General features: G+C 63.0%; 17 protein-coding genes. 8 read left to right on the forward strand and 9 right to left on the reverse strand.

The annotated features are described in order from the left end of the window. The first annotated feature begins 69 nt into the window (after window positions 1–69). Window positions 70–951, forward strand: a complete 882-nt coding sequence (gene galU, locus AC3WOG_RS14920; RefSeq protein ID WP_492578713.1) for a UTP--glucose-1-phosphate uridylyltransferase GalU — start codon at window positions 70–72, stop codon at window positions 949–951. Window positions 952–1164: 213 nt separating this feature from the next. Here galU and AC3WOG_RS14925 read toward each other — a convergent pair whose 3' ends face one another. From AC3WOG_RS14925 to AC3WOG_RS14940, 4 genes are all read right to left on the reverse strand, one after another. Continuing rightward, complete coding sequence (locus AC3WOG_RS14925; protein WP_025600552.1) at window positions 1165–1392, reverse strand: sulfurtransferase TusA family protein; 228 nt, start codon at window positions 1390–1392, stop codon at window positions 1165–1167. A gap of 1159 nt (window positions 1393–2551) precedes the next feature. Continuing rightward, window positions 2552–3604: a Gfo/Idh/MocA family oxidoreductase gene (locus AC3WOG_RS14930; RefSeq protein WP_492578714.1), complete on the reverse strand. Its 1053-nt coding sequence runs from the start codon at window positions 3602–3604 to the stop codon at window positions 2552–2554. Further along, window positions 3604–4626 (reverse strand): inositol 2-dehydrogenase, encoded by a 1023-nt coding sequence (gene iolG / locus AC3WOG_RS14935; protein ID WP_492578715.1) that lies wholly within the window; start codon window positions 4624–4626, stop codon window positions 3604–3606. The genes AC3WOG_RS14930 and iolG overlap by 1 nt, the downstream gene beginning before the upstream one ends. Then, the gene (locus tag AC3WOG_RS14940) at window positions 4619–5500 is read right to left on the reverse strand and encodes a MurR/RpiR family transcriptional regulator (RefSeq protein ID WP_492578716.1); all 882 of its coding nucleotides are present in this window, start codon (window positions 5498–5500) and stop codon (window positions 4619–4621) included. Before AC3WOG_RS14940 ends, iolG begins: the two co-directional genes overlap by 8 nt. Before the next feature lie 272 nt (window positions 5501–5772). On the opposite strand from AC3WOG_RS14940, the gene AC3WOG_RS14945 reads away from it, so the two are divergent. The 7 genes from AC3WOG_RS14945 to iolB all read left to right on the forward strand — a co-directional run bounded on the left by AC3WOG_RS14945 (window position 5773) and on the right by iolB (window position 14856). Beyond that, window positions 5773–6819, forward strand: a complete 1047-nt coding sequence (locus tag AC3WOG_RS14945) for a sugar ABC transporter substrate-binding protein (protein WP_492578717.1) — start codon at window positions 5773–5775, stop codon at window positions 6817–6819. A 199-nt stretch (window positions 6820–7018) separates the two neighbouring features. Then, window positions 7019–8200 (forward strand): ABC transporter permease, encoded by a 1182-nt coding sequence (locus AC3WOG_RS14950; RefSeq protein WP_492578718.1) that lies wholly within the window; start codon window positions 7019–7021, stop codon window positions 8198–8200. 13 nt (window positions 8201–8213) lie between these two features. Further along, window positions 8214–9047 (forward strand): ATP-binding cassette domain-containing protein, encoded by an 834-nt coding sequence (locus AC3WOG_RS14955; RefSeq protein WP_492578719.1) that lies wholly within the window; start codon window positions 8214–8216, stop codon window positions 9045–9047. 65 nt (window positions 9048–9112) lie between these two features. Further along, window positions 9113–11152, forward strand: a complete 2040-nt coding sequence (locus AC3WOG_RS14960) for a bifunctional 5-dehydro-2-deoxygluconokinase/5-dehydro-2-deoxyphosphogluconate aldolase (RefSeq protein WP_492578720.1) — start codon at window positions 9113–9115, stop codon at window positions 11150–11152. Then, window positions 11149–13122, forward strand: coding sequence for a 3D-(3,5/4)-trihydroxycyclohexane-1,2-dione acylhydrolase (decyclizing) (gene iolD, locus AC3WOG_RS14965; protein ID WP_492578721.1), 1974 nt, complete (start codon window positions 11149–11151; stop codon window positions 13120–13122). Before AC3WOG_RS14960 ends, iolD begins: the two co-directional genes overlap by 4 nt. Window positions 13123–13132: 10 nt before the next feature. Then, window positions 13133–14059 carry a myo-inosose-2 dehydratase gene (gene iolE, locus AC3WOG_RS14970; protein ID WP_492578722.1) on the forward strand — a complete coding sequence of 309 codons (927 nt, stop codon included), beginning with the start codon at window positions 13133–13135 and terminating at the stop codon, window positions 14057–14059. After that, window positions 14056–14856, forward strand: a complete 801-nt coding sequence (gene iolB, locus AC3WOG_RS14975) for a 5-deoxy-glucuronate isomerase (RefSeq protein WP_341314839.1) — start codon at window positions 14056–14058, stop codon at window positions 14854–14856. The genes iolE and iolB overlap by 4 nt, the downstream gene beginning before the upstream one ends. A 1025-nt stretch (window positions 14857–15881) precedes the next feature. On the opposite strand, the gene AC3WOG_RS14980 is transcribed toward iolB, so the two are convergent. From AC3WOG_RS14980 to AC3WOG_RS15000, 5 genes are all read right to left on the reverse strand, one after another. Then, window positions 15882–18209 carry a hypothetical protein gene (locus AC3WOG_RS14980; RefSeq protein WP_492579809.1) on the reverse strand — a complete coding sequence of 776 codons (2328 nt, stop codon included), beginning with the start codon at window positions 18207–18209 and terminating at the stop codon, window positions 15882–15884. A gap of 446 nt (window positions 18210–18655) precedes the next feature. Continuing rightward, on the reverse strand, window positions 18656–19369 hold the full coding sequence (locus AC3WOG_RS14985) for an ABC transporter ATP-binding protein (protein WP_492578723.1): 714 nt from the start codon (window positions 19367–19369) through the stop codon (window positions 18656–18658). Then, window positions 19366–20118 (reverse strand): ABC transporter ATP-binding protein, encoded by a 753-nt coding sequence (locus AC3WOG_RS14990; protein ID WP_492579810.1) that lies wholly within the window; start codon window positions 20116–20118, stop codon window positions 19366–19368. Before AC3WOG_RS14990 ends, AC3WOG_RS14985 begins: the two co-directional genes overlap by 4 nt. Continuing rightward, a complete protein-coding gene (locus AC3WOG_RS14995; protein ID WP_492578724.1) occupies window positions 20118–21392 on the reverse strand; it encodes a branched-chain amino acid ABC transporter permease in 1275 nt (424 codons plus the stop codon). The genes AC3WOG_RS14990 and AC3WOG_RS14995 overlap by 1 nt, the downstream gene beginning before the upstream one ends. Further along, complete coding sequence (locus AC3WOG_RS15000; RefSeq protein WP_492578725.1) at window positions 21385–22323, reverse strand: branched-chain amino acid ABC transporter permease; 939 nt, start codon at window positions 22321–22323, stop codon at window positions 21385–21387. Before AC3WOG_RS15000 ends, AC3WOG_RS14995 begins: the two co-directional genes overlap by 8 nt. Window position 22324: the final 1 nt, after the last annotated feature.

The following is a 22324-nucleotide window of genomic DNA, read 5'->3' on the forward strand; positions in this document are numbered from 1 at the left end:
AAGGCTCTTTGCCCGCCTATTGCGCGCGGGCAAGGACCAAAGCTAAACCAGTGGACTCAAGGTACTCACATGCTAAAAGTTACAAAGGCGGTATTTCCGGTAGCAGGTCTCGGCACCCGGTTCCTTCCTGCCACGAAGGCAAGCCCGAAGGAGATGTTGCCGATTGTCGACAAGCCGCTGATTCAATACGCGGTGGAAGAGGCGATGGCGGCCGGCATCACCGAAATGATCTTCGTCACGGGCCGCAGCAAGCGCGCGATCGAGGACCACTTCGATAAGTCATACGAAATCGAAGCGGAACTGGAAGCGCGCGGCAAGGACAAGCTGCTGGAGCTGGTGCGCAGCATCAAGCCGAGCCATGTCGACTGCTTCTACGTGCGTCAGCCGGAAGCGCTCGGTCTCGGCCATGCGGTGATGTGCGCCGAAAAACTGGTGGGCGACAACCCGTTCGCCGTCATCCTCGCGGACGACTTGCTGTACGGCACGCCGCCTGTGATGACGCAGATGATCGAGGTGTTCGACCACTATCACAGCTCGGTGATCGGCGTCGAAGAGATCCCGGCCGCGGAGACGAAGTCGTACGGTATCGTCGACGGCAAGGAGTGGGAAGACTCGATCATCAAGATGTCGGGCATCGTCGAAAAGCCGGAGCCGGCCGTTGCGCCGTCGAATCTCGGCGTGGTGGGCCGCTATGTGCTGAAGCCGCGGATCTTCGAACATCTGCGCGCGCTGAAGCCGGGCGCAGGCGGCGAATTGCAGCTGACGGACGCGATTCAATCGCTGCTCGCCGACGAACAGGTGCTTGCGTACAAATATCACGGCACGCGTTTCGACTGCGGCAGCAAGCTCGGTTACCTGAAGGCGACGGTCGAGTTCGCGCTGCGTCACCCGGAAGTGGCGGCGGATTTCGAAGAGTATCTGCGTACGCGTTCGCCGGTGCTGGAAGGCTGAGCAACTGGACAGCCACGCAGGACCCGTTGCGCTGTTAGCCTCTCGCGATAGGCGTCAGTCAGACGTAAAAAGGGCGCTGTGCCCCGCATTCGCGGACACAGCGCCTTTTGTTTTTGGGGCCCGCCTATAGGGGCGCGCGGCCAAGGGCGCCTCTAGCCGGGCGCGACTCAGTGCGTGAGGTTCTCTTCGTAGGCGAGTTTCGGTGCACGCCTTTCAGCGGCGTTTCATCAGAAAGGTAAAAACCTTGTCGTGCGCCGAGCTTTCGACGATTTCATTGCCGGTTTGCTTCGCGAACGCGGCGAAATCGCGTTGCGAGCCCGGATCGGTGGCCAGCACTTTGAGGATCTGGCCGCTTTCCATGTCGGCGAGCGCCTTCTTGGCGCGCAAAATGGGCAGCGGGCACATCAGCCCGCGCGCATCGACTTCCTTGTGAACCTGAATTTGCATCGACGATGACCTTCGGGATGAGGCGTCGTGGACGACGCCGGACGTTAGGGTCAAATTCTACCGCACGATGTGATTGGCCGCCGTGATTGGCCGCCGGGCGGGGTGGTTGTATGCCTGTTCTTGTTCTTCTGTTTGCCTTCGCGGCGCTTCTGGTTGTACGCCTGAGGCGGTGGCCTTTCCTTGCTTTCTTATTGGTTTATTAGCGTTCCCCCTGTGCTGTTTGCCTGCTCGGCGCTTCTGGTTGTACGCCTGCGGCGTTGGCCTTTCCTTGTTTTCTTATTGGTTTATTAGCGTTCCCCCTGTGCGGGGGAGCACCTACTTTTCTTTGCCTGCCGCAAAGAAAAGTAGGCAAAAGAAAGCGGCTTTACACCGCCAGCTCTTAAGCGGGTCCCCTGGCTTGGAGGAGGTAGTGGAGCATCTGGAATCGGTGTTCTCGCACACTTCGCGCTGGTGACAAGGCAGTCATGCTTCCGGCGGCGCTGCGCGCGCCGTAGCGGTACTTCAACAACCGCCCGCCGGTTTTGGCGCCCGCGCCCAGGTCGGCGCTGTGGCTCGCACTGCGTCCAAAATGACTCGTCCTCGTGTCCCCCATGCCTCACCAAGGTGCTCGCGTTTTGCCCGGCGCGGCAGCCCGCCGTTGCATCGCCAGTCCTCACTGCCGTACCGGCGCTTCGCTCCACGTGATGGGACGCACTCGCACATTCGGCTGCCTCGCCGAGACGAAGCCGATGGCCCCCACGAAAAAAAAAAACGAACCCACTCGTTTCCCTTGCAAACCGTTCCAGCAAGCACGTAGTGCGAGGCGGGAAGAATAATGCGGGAAGCGCATACCGCCAGTTGGTGTTGAGAAGTACCGCTGCGGCGCGCGTAGCGCCGCCGGAAGCATGACTGCCGTGTCACTAAGGCGGAGTGTGCGAGAGCACCGATTCCAGATGCACCACTACCTCCTCCAAGCCAGGGGACCCGCTTAAGAACTGGCGGTGTAAAGCCGCTTTCTTTTGCCTACTTTTCTTTGCGGCAGGCAAAGAAAAGTAGGTGCTCCCCCGCACAGGGGGAACGCTAATAAACCAATAACAAAACAAGGAAAGGCCACCGCCGCAGGCACACACCCATAGCGCCGCGTAGGCAAGCAGAACAATAAAAAACCAAACCGCTATAGCATCACCGCCTCCCCGCTCTGAAGCGAAGTCCGCAACGCGGTAGCGATCCGCGTCGCCTCAAGCGCATCTGCGAGCGTCGCGCCCGCAGGCGCATTTGCTACCGCGCCCGCGTGCACTCCACCTTGCACTGCGGCAACAAACGCCCGCGCCTCGTGCAAAAACGCCTCCTCGAATCGATCAAAAAAACTCGGCGTACATTCGTTACGAATGCCCGTGGCATCATAAATCTCGACGCGATTCGCCCGCGGGTTATGCCCGATCGCCAATGCACCGCCCGTACCGATCACTTCGCTATGCGTATCGTTACCATGCGCCTGCGTGCGCGACGCATAAAACATCGCGAGCTTGCCGTCTTCGAACTCGCAGATCGCCACGCCGTTATCGACGTCGCCAAATTCTCGCAAGCCTTCATGCAGCGCGATGGTGCCCGTCGCGAACACGCGTTTAGCGCGCGGTTTGCCGAGCAGCCAGCGCGCGACGTCGATATCGTGCACGGTGCAGTCGAGAAAGATCCCACCGGAAGTCGCGGCGAAACGCACGAAGAAACCATCGGTATCGTTCTTGTCGGTCGTTTGCGAGCGGACCAGAAAAGGCCGGCCGATCACGCCTGCCTCGATCTTGTCGAACGCGTCCTTGTAGCTCGGATCGAAACGGCGCATGAAGCCGATAGTCGCTTGCAGATGCGAATAGCGCGCAGCTTCAGCCAGCACGCGTTCGCACTCGGCAATATCCAGCGACAACGGCTTCTCGCAGAACACATGTTTGCCGGCGCGCAACGCATCGACGATCTGTTGCGCGTGCAACGACGAAGGCGTAACGAGCCACACCGCATCCACCTCGCGATTGGCGAGCAAGTCCGCGTAATCGTCATAGAGAAGCGACTCGGGCAACGCCTCGCGTGCCCACGCCCGTTCCTCTTCCAGCGGACTGCAAGCGGCCACCAACGAAGCGCCCGGCACGCGATACGCCAGATTCTCCGCGTGACGCTTGCCCAACCGCCCAAGGCCGACCACGCCTATACGCACTGCTTGCGTGCCCGTCTTCATCACAATACCTCGCCCAGTTTTACCGCACGCCCTTCGCGCCACGAGCGCGTGGCGGCGTCGGCGAGTTCGAGCGCTTTCAGGCCGTCGGCGACGGTCGTGCGCACCGGCTTGCCGTGTGTGATCGCGTCAAAGAAATGCGCGATTTCAAGTGCATAAGCCGCGCGATAGCGTTCGAGGAAAAATGCTTCAGGCACGTCGCTCGATACTTCGGTTTTCGAGTACGCGGTGACTTCAGTGGGTCGCACATTGCCTGCCTGCAACATGCCGGTGCTGCCGAGTACCTCGAAGCGCTGGTCATAGCCATACGCCGCGCGCCGCGCCGTGTTGATCTGGCACAGGCGGCCGCGCTTCGTGCGGATCGTCACCGCGGTCGAATCGATGTCGCCCGCCTCGGCAATCGCCGGGTCGGAGAGACAACTGCCGGTGGCGTGCAGCGTGTCGGCTTCGTCGTCGAGAATCCAGCGGAAGATGTCGAAGTCGTGAATCAGCATGTCCTTGAAGATGCCGCCCGAGTGGCGGATATACTCGACCGGCGGCGCGCCCGGGTCGCGGCTCGTCACCACCAGCATTTCCGGCGTGCCGATTTCGCCCGCTTCGACGCGCGCTTTCAACGCGGAGAACGTAGGATCGAAGCGGCGCTGGAAACCAATCATGCACACCACGCCCGCTCGCTCGACCGCTTCGGCGCACGCACGCGCCCGCTCCAAGGTCAGGTCCACCGGCTTCTCGCAGAACACATGCTTCTTCTGCGCGGCGGATTTCATGATCAGATCCGCATGCGTGTCCGTACTCGAACAGATCACTGTCGCGCCGATCGACGCGTCACCCATTGCGCCGTCGATATCCGCGACCTGTGCGCCGTGTTCGGCAGCGAGCGCCGCGGCCGCCTCGCGATTCACATCGACCACATACTTGAGCCGCACACCCGGTTGCCGCGCAAGATTCGCCGCGTGAATCCTGCCGATGCGCCCCGCGCCGAACACCGCTACGTTAATCGTCCTGCCGCCTGCCGTTTCAGTCATCGTATCCTCCAGTGTCTTTGGATTCTTCTACGTTCAATTCGAGCTTGTACGCGAGCGCAATGAACAACGCCTGGCACAAACAGATCGTGCTGGTCAGCGAGCGGAACGCAAACGCGCTGCCCTCTTTCACATACAGTTGCGTGGTCGCATAGCGCGCGAGCGGCGACAACTGGCTATCGGTAATCACCAGCGTCTTCGCCTGATGATGATGCGCGACGCGCAAGCAGTACTGCGTTTCCTTGCCATACGGCGCGAAGCTGATCGCGATCACCACGTCGCCCTTTTTGACGCTGCGGATCTGTTCGCGATACATGCCGCCGAAACCCGACACCAGATGCACGCGCTTGGGCGTGTGCTGCAACGCGTAGACGATGTAGCTCGCCACCGGAAAGGAGCGCCGCACACCGATCACATAGATGTTGTCGGCCTGTTGCAGCATTTTCACCGCGGCATCGAATTGCGTGTCGTCGAGACCGGCTTCGAGTTCTTCAAGACCGCCACGAGCGGCCGCGATGAATTCGCGCGCCACGGCGCCACCGGACAACGCGCCGGGCTTCTCGTCGATCAGCTTGCGAATCCTCTGCTGATAACTCGGCGACGACGTGCCCTGCCCTGTATACGCCTGACGAAATACCGCCTGCAAATCGGAGAACCCGGAAAAGCCGAAGCGCTGCGCAAACCGCACCACCGCCGACGGATGCACGCCACAGCTCGCGGCGATATCGCTGGTGCGATCCACCATGACGCTCGCGCGATGCTGCTCGATATACGTCGCGACGCTCTTCAACTGACGCGGCAACGCTTCGTAGTTTTCCGCGATGCGCTGCATCAATTCTTCGACGCTCGGCAATTCTTCTGTGCTCTCTTCCGCCATGGCTCTCTCTTCGTTGCTCTATTGCAGTGCGGCAGGGCCTCTGCAAGCCCGCCGCACGGCATGTTGACGCTGCCGATTATAGGCAGGCGTTACGTCAAATGGAACGTATTTTCCATTTTTATTTGTCATGAAATTTTCATTGCAACGCTTCGAAAGATGACCTAATCTTGGTCGTGAGCGATGGTGCTTCGCCGACATCTGCCGATACATGTGCGGATGGGCAGCCCGCCAGACGCTCATTCAATAACGACAGACCGAGAAAGGTGGAGACAATGAGACTTTCCAAGGGCAAGGCTACGCTCAGGATTCTGGTAGCGGCATTGACGTTGGCGACGGGATTCGGTGCGGCATCGGCCGCCCGCGCGGCTGACGCCCACTTCGTGCTGATCAGCCACGCGCCGGATTCGGATTCGTGGTGGAACACCATCAAGAACGCCATCAAACAGGCCGACGAGGACTTCAACGTCGAGACCGACTACCGCAATCCGCCGAACGGCGACATCGCCGACATGGCACGCCTGGTCGAACAGGGCGCCGCACGCAACTACGACGGCGTGATCGTCTCGATCGCCGACTTCGACGTGCTCAAGAGTTCGATCGCCAAGGTCACTCAGAAACACATCCCGCTCGTCACGATCAACTCCGGCACCGAAGAGCAAAGCGCGCAGCTCGGCGCAATCATGCACGTCGGCCAGCCGGAATACGCCGCGGGCAAAGCCGCCGGCGAAAAGGCGAAGGCAGCGGGCATCAAGTCGTTCCTGTGCGTTAATCATTACGCGACCAACCCGGCTTCGTTCGAACGCTGCCGCGGCTTTGCCGAAGCGATCGGCGTCGACTTCAAGGCCTCCACGCTCGACGCCGGCCAGGATCCGACCGGCGTGCAATCCAAGGTAAGCGCGTATCTGCGCAATCACCCGAACACCCAGGCGGTACTGACCCTCGGCCCGTTGTCGGCGGCACCGACCATCAAGGCGCTGCAGCAGATGGGTCTCGCCGGCAAGGTCTGGTTCGCGACCTTCGACTTCGACAATGACATCGCCAAGGGCATCCAGGACGGCACGATCCAGTTCGCGATCGACCAGCAACCCTACCTGCAAGGCTATATCCCGGTCGCCGTGCTCGCCGTCGTGAAGAAGGAGCACACCACCGATCCAGCGAAGATCCGCCAGATCCTGCAGGCGAATCCGAAGTTCCAGCAACGTCTCGCCACTTACGGCCTGGCGCCCGCTTATGGGCCGCGCAATATCGGCTCCGGCCCGGGCTTCATCACCAAGGCCAATATCGACAAGGTCGTGAAATACGCCGGGCAGTACCGCTGACGTATTGCGCAGGGAGTACGGACACGGGAGAACCGTTCCGGCAAGTATGAAGAAAGTGGATGCGGCCGGCCGCGATCGGCCGGGCCGCCCCACGCCTGCATTCGCCATGTTTTACGTGCTTTTACATGCGTTTTTATATGCATTAAGCGCCACGGTCGGTCACTCGCTGCCATCCACCGGCGCATCAAGGAGAGCTTCAATGGGCGTAGCCAACCCCTTCCACTTCCATTCGCGCAAGCAGCCCCCTTCCACAACCGAGACAGCTTCAACGTCGACGTCGAGCGGTGCGGCCGCAACGTCCGACGAGCGTGTCCGCCAGGAATCCTGGTTCAAGCATCTGCTGAACCGTCCGGAATTCGCGGCGCTCGCCGGCACGGTGATGGTGTTCCTCGTGTTCGGGTTGGCGGCCGGCAACTCGGGCATGTTCAACCTCGACGGCGTGATGAACTGGTCGCAGGTGGCCGCATATCTCGGCCTGATTTCGGTCGGCGCGTGCCTGCTGATGATCGCCGGCGAATTCGATCTGTCGATCGGTTCGATGATCGGCTTTGCGGGCATGATGGTCGCGCTGCCCACGATGTACTTCCATTGGCCGATTGCGTTGTCGATCGTATTTGCGTTCGCCGGTTCGATGCTGCTCGGCGCGCTCAACGGCTACCTCGTGATGCGCACGCGGCTGCCGTCGTTCATCGTTACGCTGGCGTTTCTGTTCATTTTGCGCGGGCTCACGCTGGCGCTCTCGGTGATGTTCGCCGACCGCACGATCATCTCCGGCGTGGGCGACGTTGCCGCTCAAGACTGGTTCGCCCATACGTTCTTTCAGGGCGTCGCGTTTAAGGGCCTGTTCGTCTGGCTCGGCCACATCGGTATCGTCAAGCTGCTCGACAACGGCAACCCGCTCGTGCCCGGCATTCCGAAGGTCCTGCTCTGGTGGTTCGCGCTGGCCGCGGTCTGCGCGTTCACGCTCGCCAAAACCCGCTTCGGCAACTGGATTTTCGCGGTCGGCGGCGACGCCAATGCGGCGAAGAACGTCGGCGTGCCGGTGCGGCGCGTGAAGATCTCGCTGTTCGTGCTGACCGCGTTCTGCGCATGCCTGTTCGCCGTGCTGCAAGTGTGCGATATCGGCTCGGCCGCGGCCGACCGTGGGCTGCAAGCCGAATTCGAAGCAATCATCGCGGCGGTGATCGGCGGCACGCTGCTGACCGGCGGCTATGGCTCGGTGATCGGCGCCTGCTTCGGCGCGCTGATCTTCGGCGTCGTACAGATCGGCATCACCTACACGAACGTCGACTCCGACTGGTTCCGCGTGTTCCTCGGCGTGATGCTGCTGATCGCCGTGCTGTTCAATCACTATGTGCGCCGCCGCGTCGCGCAATCGTAACGAGGAGACGGACATGTCCGATACGAATACCGTGAGCACTGTGAGCACGACGGGCGCGCCGCAGGAGGACGTGATTCTCGCGCTCGAAGACGTCAGCAAGTACTTCGGCAGAGTCATCGCACTCAGCGGTGTGACCTTGCGCCTGAAGCGCGGCGAAGTGCATTGCCTGCTCGGCGACAACGGCGCGGGTAAATCGACGCTGATCAAGACACTCGCCGGCGTGCACCAGCCCTCGTCCGGTCAGTATCTGGTGGACGGCAAGCCGGTGCAGTTCGAGTCGCCGAAAGACGCGCTCGATCTCGGCATCGCCACCGTCTATCAGGATCTTGCACTGGTGCCGTTGCTGTCCGTGGCACGCAACTTCTTCATGGGACGCGAGCCGCAGAAAAAACTGTTCGGTTTCCTGAACGTGATGGACCTCGAAACCAGCGCGACAACCGCACGCGACAAGCTCGCCGAAATGGGCATCAACGTGCGTGACCCGCATCAGCCGATCGGCACGATGTCCGGAGGCGAGAAACAATGTCTCGCGATCGCGCGGGCGATTCACTTCGGCGCGCGCGTGCTGATCCTCGACGAGCCGACTGCCGCGCTGGGCGTCAAGCAGAGCTTCAACGTGCTGAAACTGATTCACACGGCGCGCGCAAAGGGCATTTCGGTGATTTTCATCACGCACAACGTGCACCACGCGTATCCGATCGGCGATTCGTTCACGCTGCTCAATCGCGGCAAATCGCTCGGCACGTTCACGAAGGACACCATCAGCAAGGACGAAGTGCTCGACATGATGGCCGGCGGCGCCGAGATGCAGAAGATGATCGGCGAACTCGACGGCGCGACGATCTGATTCATTCGCGCGTGTTGCAGGCGCTTGCCGTGCCTGCTGCCGCGCTCAGCTATTCAGGAACATTCATGGATCATTCCAGCACCTCCAGCGAAGTCGGCGTAAGCCCGGCCGGCGCCAGCCGTTTCGCGCCGGGCCGCAGCCGCGACATCGTCTGCCTCGGCCGCCTCGCCGTCGATCTGTACGCGCAGCAAGTGGGCGCGCGGCTCGAAGACGTGTCGAGCTTCGCGAAGTACCTCGGCGGTTCGTCGGCGAATATCGCGTTCGGCTGCGCGCGGCTCGGACTCGCGTCGGCGATGCTGGCGCGCGTCGGCAACGATCACATGGGCCGCTTTCTCACCGAGACGCTCACCAGGGAAGGTTGCGACGTCAGTCACGTGCGCGTCGATCAGGCGCGCTTGACCGCTTTGGTTCTGCTCGGCCTGAAAGACCGCGACACGTTCCCGCTGATCTTCTATCGCGAGAACTGCGCGGACATGGCCGTCGATGAAGCGGATTTCGACGAGGCGTTCATCGCGTCGTCAAAGGCGCTGTTGATCACGGGCACACATTTCTCGACCGAACAGGTGAACCGCACCAGCCGCCGCGCCTTGGACTACGCACGGCGCAACCAGGTGCGCACCGTGCTCGATATCGACTACCGTCCGGTGTTGTGGGGTCTCACGGGCAAAGCGGACGGCGAAACCCGCTTTGTCGCCGACGAAGGCGTGACCGCGCATTTGCAGCGCATCCTGCCACTCTTCGATCTGGTGATCGGCACCGAGGAAGAATTCCGCATCGCCGGCGGCAAGACCGACCTGATCGACGCGCTCGCGATGGTCCGCGCCGTGACGCCGGCCACGCTGGTTGTCAAGCGCGGACCGATGGGTTGCCAGATCATCGACGGCAACGTGCCCGCAACGCTTGACGATGCGCCGATTCATGGCGGCGTGGAAGTGGAAGTGCTGAACGTACTCGGCGCAGGCGATGCGTTCGCGTCCGGCTTCCTTTCCGGATGGTTGCGCGATCAATCGCTTGAAGCCTGCGCGCGTGCCGCGAATGCGAGCGGCGCGCTGGTCGTGTCGCGTCACGGCTGTGCCCCGGCGATGCCGACGCCCGCCGAACTCGACTACTTCCTGCGCGAAGCCAAAGCCGATCCGCAACGCATGCGCCGTCCCGATCGCGACGCGACGCTAGCGCGTCTGCATCGCGTTTCCCCTGCCCGCAAGCAATGGGACGAAGTACTCGGCTTCGCGTTCGATCACCGCAACCAGTTCTTCGAACTCGCGCAGCAAACCGGCGCCGACGAAGCGCGCATCGCGCAACTGAAGGGACTGTTTGTCGAAGCCGTCGCGCAGACGGAAAGCGCGCTAGGTTTGCAAGGCCGCGTCGGCGTACTGATCGACGACCGCTACGGTCAGGATGCATTGAACGATGCGACGGGCCGCGGCTGGTGGATCGGCCGCCCGGTGGAATTGCCCGGCTCCGTGCCGCTGGTGTTCGATCATGGCCGCTCGATCGGCACAACCTTGATCGCCTGGCCGCGGGAGCACATCGCCAAGTGCCTCGTGCAATACCATCCGGATGAAGCCGTCGAACAGCGCCTCGAACAGGAGGCGCAACTGCGCGCGCTCTACGACGCCACGCAAGCGAGCGGCCATGAATTGCTGCTCGAAGTGATTCCGCCGAAGCACGCGCATCTGCCGCAAGCGCCGGACATCGTCTATCGCGCGTTGAAGCGGCTCTACAACATCGGCATCTATCCGGAGTGGTGGAAACTCGAACCGATGGATGCCACGCAATGGCAAGCCGTCGATGCGCTGATCGCCGAACGCGATCCGTATTGCCGGGGCGTGGTGCTGCTCGGTTTGTCGGCGGCCGTCGAGCAGTTGAACGAGGGCTTTCGCGCGGCAGCGCAATCGGCGACGTGCCGCGGCTTTACGGTCGGCCGCACGATCTTTCACGAGCCGAGCCATGCGTGGCTCGCCGGCGAGATCGGCGACGACGAATTGATCGCGCGCGTGCGCCGCACTTTCGAAACGCTGATCGCATCGTGGCGCGCGACCCGCGGCACGGCGGCCACGCAGCGTAGCGCGGCGAGCCACGTTCATCAGGAGCAGGCGGCATGAACCAACGCGTGTTGCATCACGATACGGCGTCCGCCAACGACGCCACCCAGACGCACGCGCCGTTGGGCGGCACGGTCCGCCTGACGACCGCACAAGCGCTGGTCCGTTATCTCGCGGCGCTGCGCGTCGCGACTGAAGACGGCAGCGGCACCGAGCCGCTGTTTGGTGGCGTATTCGCGATCTTCGGCCACGGCAATGTCGCCGGCATGGGCGAGGCCTTGTATCAGCATCGCGACGAACTGCCCACACTGCGCGCCCATAACGAACAGGCGATGGCGCATAGCGCGATTGCCTATGCGAAGGCGCATTTCCGGCGCCGCATGATGGCGGTCACGACATCGATCGGCCCGGGCGCGACGAATCTGGTGACGGCCGCCGCGCTCGCGCATGTGAATCGTCTGCCGGTGCTGCTGTTGCCCGGCGATGTATTCGTCTCCCGTGCGCCCGACCCGGTGTTGCAGCAAGTCGAAGATTTCCACGACGGCGGCATCTCCGCCAACGATGCGTTCAAGCCCGTGTCGCGCTACTTCGACCGCATCGTGCATCCGGCGCAATTGCTCAACGCGTTGCCGCGCGCCGTGCGCGTCTTGACCGATGCCGCGTTGTGCGGACCTGTCACGCTCGCGTTGCCTCAGGACGTGCAAGCGCAGGCGTGGGACTTCCCCACTGACTTCTTTACGCCGCGCGTCGTCACGTTTCATTCGCCCGCGCCGCGCGCCGAAGATATCGAAGCAGCCTTCATGCGCCTGCGGCGCGCCAAGCGTCCGTTAATCGTCGCGGGCGGGGGCGTTCTGTATGGACGCGCAACCGATGCGCTGCACCGCTTCGCCACCGCGCACGGCATTCCGGTAGCGGAGACGCAGGCCGGCAAAGGCTCGCTCGCGTGGAACGATCCGTTGAACGCCGGCGCGTTGGGCGTGACCGGCTCGCCCGCCGCGAACGCACTCGCGCACGACGCCGATTGCGTGCTCGCGATCGGCACGCGCTTGCAGGATTTCACGACCGGCTCGAACACCTTGTTTACTCAGGCCGACGTGATCGGCATCAATGCCAATCCGTTCGACGGCCTCAAGCATCGCGCACTGGCGGTCGAAGCCGACGCGCGTCTCGCGCTCGATGCGCTTGCCGCGCACCTGCAGAGCTGGCACGCGGATCGAACATGGACCGCGCGTGCGCACAAACTTGCAGCGAGCTGGCGCGAGACGGTGAGCACGCTCACGCATGCGCCGCAACGCGACACCGTGCTGCCGTATGAAGGCGACGTGATCGGCGCGGTGCAGCGGTCGAGCGCGCGGTCCGCCGTCGACGACATTGTCGTATGCGCCGCTGGAACCTTGCCTGCCGAGTTGCACAAGCTGTGGCGTGCCGGCAAACCTGGCGCGTATCACGTGGAGTACGGCTACTCATGCATGGGCTACGAAATCGCCGGCGGCCTCGGCGTGAAGCTCGCGCGGCCCGCGCGTGAAGTGATCGTGATGCTCGGCGACGGCAGTTATCTGATGATGAACAGCGAGATCGCCACCTCGGTGATGCTGGGTACGAAACTGATCGTCGTGGTGCTCGACAATCGCGGCTACGGCTGCATCAACCGCTTGCAGCAGGCGTGCGGCGGCGCACCGTTCAACAACCTGCTCGACGATTGCATGCAAGGTCCGCTTGGCGCGCCAAAGATCGACTTCGCTGCACATGCACGCTCGCTCGGCGCTCAGGCCGAGCACGTCGCGAATGTCGCCGAACTCGAAAGCGCGCTGCAACGCGCGCGCGCCGCCGATCGCACTTACGTGATCAGCATCGACACCGACCCTGCCCGCACCACCGACGACGGCGGCTGGTGGTGGGAAGTCGCCGTGCCTGAAGTGTCGGCGCGCGACACCGTGCGCGCCGCGCGTGCGCGATACGACGCGCAACTCGCCGCACGCGCCGAACCTGCCGAACTTGCCGATCCCGCCGGCTCCACCGACAACGAATGAGGACGCCCGCATGACTGCTTTCGACGTACGTATCGGCATCAACCCCTTATCGTGGATGAACGACGATCTGCCGTCGCTGGGCGGCGAAACGCCGCTCGACGTCGCGCTGACCGAAGGACGCACAATCGGCTATCAGGGCTTCGAGCTCGGCAACAAGTTCCCACGTGAACCGCAAGCGCTGAAGAAGCTGCTTGCTCAATACGATCTGGCATTGGTTTCCGGGTGGTACTCGGGACGGCTGGCGCGACGCAGCGTCGAAGCGGAAATCGCGGAAGTCGGTCCACATCTCGAACTGCTTGCGCAGAATGGCGCGACGGCGATGGTGTATGGCGAAGTCGCCGATTCGATCCAGGGCGCGCCGCAACCGCTGTATCAACGGCCGCGTTTTTTCAGCGAGACGCAGTGGCACGCCTACGCCTCTCGCGTCGATGAATTCGCGCGCTACACGCTCAGCCGCGGCGTGCGGCTTGCCTACCATCATCACATGGGCGCGTATGTCGAAACGCCGGCCGACGTCGATCAACTGATGTCGCGCACGAGCGACGCGGTCGGTCTGCTGTTCGACGCGGGGCATATCACGTTTGCGGGAGGCGATCCGTTGGCGGTGCTCGACAAACATATTGCGCGCGTGTGCCACGTGCACTGCAAGGACGTGCGGCCGGCGGTGATGAAGCTCGCGCGCAATCGCAACTGGAGTTTTCTTGAGGCGGTGATCAACGGTGCTTTCACCGTGCCGGGCGATGGCGCAGTGAACTTTCCGGCGATCATCGACCGGTTGAAGCGGCATGGTTATCGCGGCTGGCTGGTGGTCGAAGCTGAACAGGATCCAGTGGTCGCACCGTCGTTTGAATATGCGCAGAAGGGATATCGGACCTTGCGCGCGTTGGTCGATGCACCGCTTGATGCCGGTGGCACGACTGAGCAGGAGGCAGCATGAGTTTATTGGTGAAGGCGCAGCGCGAGGGCCAAACGATCGCGCGGGTGACGCCGGAATCGGCGTGTTGGCGGTATGTGGGGTTTGCCGCGTATCGGCTGGGTGAGAATGAGGTCGTGCATGTGCTCGAGCCGTCGCGAGAGGTTTGTATTGTGGTGCTGACGGGCACGGTGGATGTCGAGACCGCTGACTCGACATGGCGTTCGTTGGGGTCACGCGATAGCGTGTTCGAGGATGCCGCGCCGTATGCCTTGTATTTGCCGCCGGGCGTGCGGGCTACTGTTCGGGCTTGTCGCGACGCGGAGATTGGCGTGGCTAGTGCGCCCGCTAAAGGCGCCTATCCGGCGAGGTTGATTGAGCCCTCTTCCATGAAGCGCTCGACTCGTGGGAAGGGGTTAAATACGCGATACGTATGCGATATTCTTCCGCAGACTGAGCTTGCTGAATCTTTGCTTGTTGTCGAGGTTAGGACCCCTGGGGGGCATGCGTCCAGCTATCCGCCGCATAAGCACGATACCGATAATGTTCCTCATGAGAGTTCGCTCGAGGAGACTTATTATCATCGGCTCGATCCGCCGCAAGGGTTTGCTTTTCAGCGCGTGTATACGGATATGCGCGATATCGATGAGTCCATGGCCGTTGAAGATCACGACGTCGTGATGGTGCCGCGTGGGTATCATCCTGTGGTCGTACCCTACGGGTATGAGTCTTATTATTTGAATGTTATGGCTGGTGGGCAGAGGGTTTGGCATTTTCGGAATGATCCGGCGCATGAGTGGATTATTAATAAGGATAGTTGATGGGGGTTTTGCCTGCGCGGCGCTATGGGTGTTGTGCCTGCGGCGGTGGCTTTTTCTTTTGTTATTGGTTTATTAGCGTTCCCCCTGTGCGGGGGAGCACCTACTTTTCTTTGCCTGCCGCAAAGAAAAGTAGGCAAAAGAAAGCGGCTTTACACCGCCAGTTCTTAAGCGGGTCCCCTGGCTTGGAGGAGGCAGTGGCGCATCTGGAATCGGTGCTCTCGCACACTCCGCGCTGGTGACAAGGCCGTCATGCTTCCGGCGGCGCTACGCGCGCCGCAGCGGTACTTCTCAACACCAACTGGCGGTATGCGCTTCCCGCATTATTCTTCCCGCCTCGCACTACGTGCTTGCTGGAACGGTTTGCCAGGGAAACCAGTGGGTTCGTTTTGGTTTCGTGGGGGCCATCGGCTTTGTCTCGGCGAGGCACCCGAATGTGCGAGTGCGTCCCATCACGTGGAGCGAAGCGCCGGTACGGCAGTGAGGACTGGCGATGCAACGGCGGGCTGCCGCGCCGGGCAAAACGCGAGCACCTTGGTGAGGCATGGGGGACGCGAGGACGAGTCATTTTGGACGCAGTGCGAGCCACAGCGCCGACCTGGGCGCGGGCGCCAAAACCGGCGGGCGGTTGTTGAAGTACCGCTACGGCGCGCGCAGCGCCGCCGGAAGCATGACGGCCTTGTCACCAGCGCGGAGTGTGCGGGAACACCGATTCCAGATGCTCCGCTACCTCCTCCAAGCCAGGGGACCCGCTTCAAAGCTGGCGGTGTAAAGCCGCTTTCTTTTGCCTACTTTTCTTTGCGGCAGGCAAAGAAAAGTAGGTGCTCCCCCGCACAGGGGGAACGCTAATAAACCAATAACAAAACAAGGAAAGGCCACCGCCGCAGGCGTACAACCAGAAGCGCCGAGCAGGCAAACAGCACGGGGGGAACGCTAATAAACCAATAAGAAAGCAAGGAAAGGCCAACACCGTAGGCACACAGAACCGAAAGCAAAACCCCACTCAGGCGCTACGCGCAAAAGAACCACTACTTCCTGCCAGTCAAATCCACATCCAAGGCTCCATCGGCGGCCATCCTAACCTTCCCTTTGGACACATCCCTTCTATACCCATAAAGATCAAACTTCATGACACCAGGATTACCCTGATCCCGAATCAAAGTCCTTGCATTCGTGACTAACGAATTAAACATCTTCACATCACCGGACTCGATCCAGACAAAGCTCTTCCCCGCGCCAGCGGGCGGCCTCGCGACAGCGAACGAACCATCACGCTTGAACTTCAAAACCAAACCCTCGTCGGTGACACTAGCACTAGCCAAACGCCCTTGCAAAACCGGCGGCGGAAACACCGTATATTGATCGAACACCAACTCGTTGCCCTGCAAGGCAACCCCCTTCCGCCTGAAAGGCGTCAACGATTCCAACGGAATATCCAACGCACGCAACAGCCCAGCTTGAGGCACCCCAAGCACCTTGACCGAAGTCGGTGCATACACAAGGTGCTGCTCATCTTTGGCGACAATCGTGCCGCTCATCGTAGTCGGCAACCAAACCCCTGGAAAGTGATTCCACAGCTTGATCCCGCCCTTCACCTGCAATTGCCCATCCACAGGCTTCAGTTGCAAATCGTTCAGTGAACGCGGTTCGTAATCCAGCAAGTAATCGTTGAATAACGCCGCCATCGCGGGCCACGGCTCGACTACCTCACCGCCGATAATGCGGATGTCGTATTGATTGGGATCGTCGAGGTCGACCGGTTGGCCTGCCTTCTTCGGCACCATCTGCGCATCGAGCGTACGCACATGAAAACCGATTCGTCCCGCTACGTAGAAGTCCACGTTCTCGACATGAATCAACGGCGCGGGTCCAGCCGAATGACGTTCGTCACCAATCGCCGATCCAGGCATGGCCATGCTCCGGCCGGAAAGCGCGGCTCGTGTGCCCACCGGAATCGCTCGTGCCGCCGAAGCGCTCCGTAAAGCCGGCGGCACGCGTTGCCACACCTCGCGCGCCTGCGCGAGCGACGCCTGTTGCGCGCGAATGAAGCTGTCGTTAAAGCGCGCGCTCGCGCTGCCGGTCTGCACCGGCGCATCTTGCGCAGCGCTGGCTAGCGTCGTATACGACGGCAGATGCACGTCCAGTGCGCCCGCTTCGTCGAAGGTGAAGTAGCCGGCCGACATCTGGTCGCGGTAGTGGTACAGATCGAGCACGAACGGCGCGTTCGCGTCGATCGGTGTCAGCGCCATGTCGATGTTCATCGGCATCGAACGCATGAACTTGACGTCGCCACCCTGCACCAGCATGCCGCGCGCAGGCATCGTCGCGGGCCAGTCGATCTTCGGCACGGTGCGGTCGTCGAGCGTGAAGCGCACGCCGGCTGCACGGGTGTCGATCTGCGTGATCGTCATCCGCAATGCGGGCGGCGGCGTCAGTTTGGCGACCTGCATCACGACGTCGTCACCGTCCAGGCGCGCAATCGGTGTGTCCACTTTCAGCAGGTCGGCCATCTTCACGTGCGCGGCGTGCATCAGCTTGTCAGCGCCGACGCCGGCCACCTCGACGTGATCGGCATGGAACACGAGTTCGTCGGCGCCACGCATCGACAGCGACCCGATCAGCACGATCGGCACCCACGTCTCGCGATGCATCTCGCCGGTAATCCGCAAGTTGCCGCCGTCCTGCGGCACCACGCGCATATTGCGCAGCGGCGAGCCCTGGTACTGGAACAGGTAGCGGTCGAAAATCGCGGTGAGCCTGGCGCTGTCGAGCGTGACCTGGCCGCGGTGGACGTTGATCGTCACGCTGGTCGGATCGTCGAATACGATCGGCTGGCCAGCGTGCGCCGGGCTCAGCGTGGCCGCCATGTCGTGAATCATGAAGCCGATGTCGCCGGTCACGCGGAAATCGACGTCGCGCGCGAACATCAATGAGCCGTCGATGCCGGAATCGCGCAGCGTCAGCGGGCGGGTGCGCTTCCCGGCCATGCCGCTCGCCGATGGCACGCGCCCGGCGATGCGCTGTTCGGCTGCCAGTTGTTTGGCCTTCGCCAGTTCGAGCGCGGAACGTGACGCGGATGCGAGTTGGTCTGCGTTTGTTGTGGCCGCGCCGTTCGCCGAATTGGCGGCGAGCCCTACGTCCGGCGTCGATGCCACGCTCAGGCGGATGTCGCGATTACTGGCTGCGCTTGCCGCACCCGTTGCGGCGCTCGTCTGGGTCGACGGCGTGGATGCCACATCGCCCGTGGTCGAACTGGCGTCGGCGCACGCGGACATCAGCAGCGCCGCTGCAACCAGCGCTGCGCCGGCGCTGGCCCGCGTGCGCCACGCGTCGGTTGCCTGTGATCGAGTATGCATCTGCGCACGTGAGCCGCTATCGGCCCGTGCTTCGCCTGATGCGCCTGTCTGTTTCATGACGTCTCCTCCTGAAGCCGCGGTGCGTCTCTCGCGCACCTGACACGGCATGGTTCGTCACGCATACGACGGCTTTAAACACCGAGCCGCCGCTGCGTGCCTTTGACCTGATTGTCTTTTTTTGTCGGCGCGCTGCCGACAAGATTTCTGGAGGACGCTCACCAAACGATCAAGCGTTTGAATCGTTCGAGCGTTTCATCGCAAAGCCGCATGCATCGGGCGCGAACGGCCTATCCGCAAATGGGATTCAAACGGCAAGGTTGGCGCGATTGACGCCCCGACCGAGGCTCATTGCGCGTCGAACTCACACCAGGGGAGCAAAAGGAGAGCAAACCGATCACAATTTCGAATGCCGCGACGCAATAAAACCGCGGCGCGCCGCTCAGCGGCTAACCCACGCCAAGCCATTCCTGCATCACGTCGGGCCGCCTGAGAAACGAAGCGAGCGCGCCGTCAAAGACAATCTCGCCATGCCCCATCACCGCGACACGGCTGGCGATGTCTTGCGCGATCACCAGCCGCTGTTCGATCAGCAGCATCGCCACGCCGCGATCGCGCAGCATCCGCAGACACTGCGCGACCTGCCCCATCACCTGGCTCGCGAGGCCCTCGCCGGGCTCGTCGATCACCAGCAGATCAGGGTCGCCGAGCAGCGCCCGGGCGAGCGTCAGCATCTGCTGCTCGCCGCCCGACAATGCGCCGGCACGCGTGCGTTTTCGTTCGCGCAAGGCGGGGAATAGTTCATAGGCGTCGTCGAAGGCGAAACGCGGCGTGCGGCCCCGCTCACGCGGTGCGACACCGAGTTGCAGATTCTCGTGGACGCTCAGCGTCGGAAACACATCGCGATGCTCGGGCACATAGCCGAGCCCCAGACGGGCGATTTCGAACGTGCGCAGCCCGCCGAGCGAATGGCCGGCAAAGCGCAGCTCGCCCTCGCTACGCACGAGACCCATGATGGCGCGCGCCAGCGTCGAGCGGCCGGAACCGTTGCGCCCGACCAGCGCGAGCACTTCGCCCGCGTCGAGCCGCAGCGTGACGCCGTGCAACGCCTGGCTTGCGCCGTACCAGGCGTTCAGTCCTTGAATGTCGAGCAGAGCCGTCATGCGCCGAAACCGTCGCCGAGGTAGGCGGCGCGCACCGCCGCATCCGCGCGAATCGCCGCCGGCGTGCCGGTCGCGATGATGCGGCCCTGCACCAGCACGGAGATGCGGTCGGCGAGACCGAACACGGCGTCCATGTCGTGCTCGACCATCAGCAATGTGCGGCCGGCGGTCGTCTGGCGAATCAGTTCGATCGCGCGCGCGGCTTCGGCGCGGTTCATGCCGGCGGTCGGTTCGTCGAGCAGCAAGGTGTGCGCGCCGCCCGCCAGTGCAAGACCGAGATCGAGCGCGCGCTGCTCCGCATAGCTGAGCGTGCCGGCCTGGATGGTTCGGCGCGCGCTCAGCCCCACCGCTTCCAGCACTTGTTCGGCGCGCGCATCGACCGTGCGTGAACCCCTGAAGCGCTGCCACCAGCGCGTGCGATCGCGCTCGGCAAGCATCGCTGCACAACGCAAGTTGTCGAACACACTCAGCCGCGCGAACACGCTGGTGGTCTGGAAACTGCGCGCGAGGCCGCGGCGCGTGATCGCGGCCGGCGCCAGACGGGTGATCTCCGCACCGAACATGTCGATGCGCCCAGCGCTCGGACGCGCGCCGCCGGCGATCAGATTGAAGAGCGTCGACTTGCCGGCGCCGTTCGGGCCGATCAGCGCGTGACGCTCGCCCGGCTCGATCGCGAGATCGACGCCGCGCAGAATCTGCGTCGCGCCGAAGCGTTTCTCGATGCCGTAGAGCGCGAGGGCCGGGATCATCATGCGTCTCCGCTTATCGGCGCGCGGCGCAACGCGACAAGGCGTGCTCGCGCGCGAGCCGCGTAATGCGCCGCGAGCGCGCCGAGTACCGCGAGTATGCAAACCGCTATGCCCAGCCATAGATGCGACGGGGGTTTTTCCATCGGCATGCCGATTACGTTGAAGGCCGCACCGTCGTCCGCGCCGAATTGCGCGGCGTACGCCCACTGCACAGCGAGCACGACGGCGAGCGTCCACAGCAGCGCCGACGCCGCACCCCATAGATAAGCCTTGCTGCACACGCGCCAGCCGTAGTCGGCGGCGCGAGCCGTGTGCCGCTGCACGAAGCCCGCGAGGCCATCGGGCGCGGCCACGACGACCACGATAAAGAACAGCCCCAGATAGAACAGCCACGCCCGCGTGACGCTCGCCACCGCGACGCTGAAAAACGTCAAGACGACGGCGCCCGCCACCGGTCCGAAAAACGCCGCCGTACCACCGATCACCGTCGCGATCAGCACTGCGCCCGAACGCATCATGCCGACGCTTTCGGTCGACACCAGTTCGACATTGATCAACCCCAAGGTCCCCGCGATACCCGCAAAAAATGCCGACAACACCACCACGCCGCAGCGGATGCGGCGCGGATAGCAGCCGATCGCGGCGGCGCGCGCCGGGTTGTCGCGCACGGCGTTGGCGAGCCGCATGAACGGCGTGCGCGATAGCGCGAACATCGCGGCAGTCGCCAGCACGCACCACAGCGCGATCAACGCATAGGCCTGCGACGCCGCGCCAAAACTCCAGCGCCCCAGCATTGGCCCGCTCGCGCGATCGATCGGCACGCCGGCCGCGCCGCCGAACCAGTCGGGCAATGTCCACGCGGCCGCCGCGACGAGTTCGCCGATGCCGAGTGTGATCATCGCGAACGCGGTGCCGGCACGACGCGTCGAGACGAAACCGAGCAGCACGCCGCACAACGCGCCGCCGATGCCGCCCACCAGCGGCAGCAACACCAGCGGCACGCCGATCCGGTTGAACACTTGCGCCGCAACGAGCGCGCCCAACCCGGAATAGGCGGCGTGGCCGAACGACAGCAGCCCCGCTTCACCGAGCAGCAAGTTGTACGAAAGCGCGAAAACGATCATCGTCGCGGTCTGTGCGAGATAGGCAAGCAGCCAGCTTTGCGGCCAGACAAGCGGCGGCACCGTGAGGAAGGTGACGAGCGCGAGCCACGGCGCGATCAGGCGCCACCTCGAGCGAGACTGAGTCACGGGCGCTTCGGGCGCTTCACGCATGGTCGTCACGCCGGCCGAAGAGTCCGCGCGGGCGCAGCGCCAGCATCGCGATCAGCAGCAGATAAGGGAGCAGCGGCGCGAGTTGCGCGAGCGTCAGCGCATCCCATTCGGACGGCAGCGATGCTCCGAATACCGACATGACGTCGCCCAACGAAACATCGCTTGCCACCGCAAAGGTCTGCACGCAGCCGACGATCAGTGAAGCCGCGAGCGCCCCGCTCAACGAGCCGAGCCCGCCGATCACGACCACCACGAAGACGATCGACCCGACCGACTCCGCCATCGCCGGTTCGATCACGAAGAGCGGTGCGCCGATCACACCGGCCAACGCGGCGAGCGCCGTGCCCGCGGCAAACACGCCGGTGAACACGCGCGGCACGTTGTGGCCGAGCGCCTCGACAGCGCTCGCGTGCGTAAGCGCGGCGCGCACGATCAACCCGGCTTTCGACACGCCCAACACCGCGTACAGCACCGCGAGCATCGCCAGCGACACGGCCATCATGAACGCCCGATATCGCGCAAAGGCCGCGCCGTAGACGGTGAACAACGGACCTTCGAGCGCGGCCGGAACGCTCGCGCTCAGTGCGCTCAAGCCCCAGCCGAGCTTGACTGTTTCGCCGAGCAGATAGGCCGCGCCGAAGGTGAGCAGCAACTCGGCAAGATGACCGTGAGGACGCACGCGACGCAACAGCCAGCGTTCCATAGCCGCGCCGATCACACCGACGATCAGCGGCGCAATCACCAGCGCGGGCCAGAACCCCGCATGCGCCGCCACCAAAAATCCGACGTATGCCCCGAGCATATAGAAGCTCGCGTGCGCGAAATTCAGCACGCCGAGCATGCTGAAAATCAGCGTCAGGCCTGCTGACAGCATGAATAGCAGCAGCCCGTAACTGACCCCGTTCAGCAGATTGATGACGAACGACTGCACG

The organism is Paraburkholderia sp. FW306-02-B (genome assembly GCF_058782725.1).

Bases quoted from the DNA above. Each gene is read 5' to 3' on its own strand.
- galU (WP_492578713.1), top strand. From the start codon at position 70: ATGCTAAAAGTTACAAAGGCGGTATTTCCGGTAGCAGGTCTCGGCACC.
- AC3WOG_RS14930 (WP_492578714.1), bottom strand. From the start codon at position 3,604: ATGAAGACGGGCACGCAAGCAGTGCGTATAGGCGTGGTCGGCCTTGGG.
- iolG (WP_492578715.1), bottom strand. From the start codon at position 4,626: ATGACTGAAACGGCAGGCGGCAGGACGATTAACGTAGCGGTGTTCGGC.
- AC3WOG_RS14940 (WP_492578716.1), bottom strand. From the start codon at position 5,500: ATGGCGGAAGAGAGCACAGAAGAATTGCCGAGCGTCGAAGAATTGATG.
- AC3WOG_RS14945 (WP_492578717.1), top strand. From the start codon at position 5,773: ATGAGACTTTCCAAGGGCAAGGCTACGCTCAGGATTCTGGTAGCGGCA.
- AC3WOG_RS14950 (WP_492578718.1), top strand. From the start codon at position 7,019: ATGGGCGTAGCCAACCCCTTCCACTTCCATTCGCGCAAGCAGCCCCCT.
- AC3WOG_RS14955 (WP_492578719.1), top strand. From the start codon at position 8,214: ATGTCCGATACGAATACCGTGAGCACTGTGAGCACGACGGGCGCGCCG.
- AC3WOG_RS14960 (WP_492578720.1), top strand. From the start codon at position 9,113: ATGGATCATTCCAGCACCTCCAGCGAAGTCGGCGTAAGCCCGGCCGGC.
- iolD (WP_492578721.1), top strand. From the start codon at position 11,149: ATGAACCAACGCGTGTTGCATCACGATACGGCGTCCGCCAACGACGCC.
- iolE (WP_492578722.1), top strand. From the start codon at position 13,133: ATGACTGCTTTCGACGTACGTATCGGCATCAACCCCTTATCGTGGATG.
- iolB (WP_341314839.1), top strand. From the start codon at position 14,056: ATGAGTTTATTGGTGAAGGCGCAGCGCGAGGGCCAAACGATCGCGCGG.
- AC3WOG_RS14980 (WP_492579809.1), bottom strand. From the start codon at position 18,209: ATGCATACTCGATCACAGGCAACCGACGCGTGGCGCACGCGGGCCAGC.
- AC3WOG_RS14985 (WP_492578723.1), bottom strand. From the start codon at position 19,369: ATGACGGCTCTGCTCGACATTCAAGGACTGAACGCCTGGTACGGCGCA.
- AC3WOG_RS14990 (WP_492579810.1), bottom strand. From the start codon at position 20,118: ATGATCCCGGCCCTCGCGCTCTACGGCATCGAGAAACGCTTCGGCGCG.
- AC3WOG_RS14995 (WP_492578724.1), bottom strand. From the start codon at position 21,392: ATGCGTGAAGCGCCCGAAGCGCCCGTGACTCAGTCTCGCTCGAGGTGG.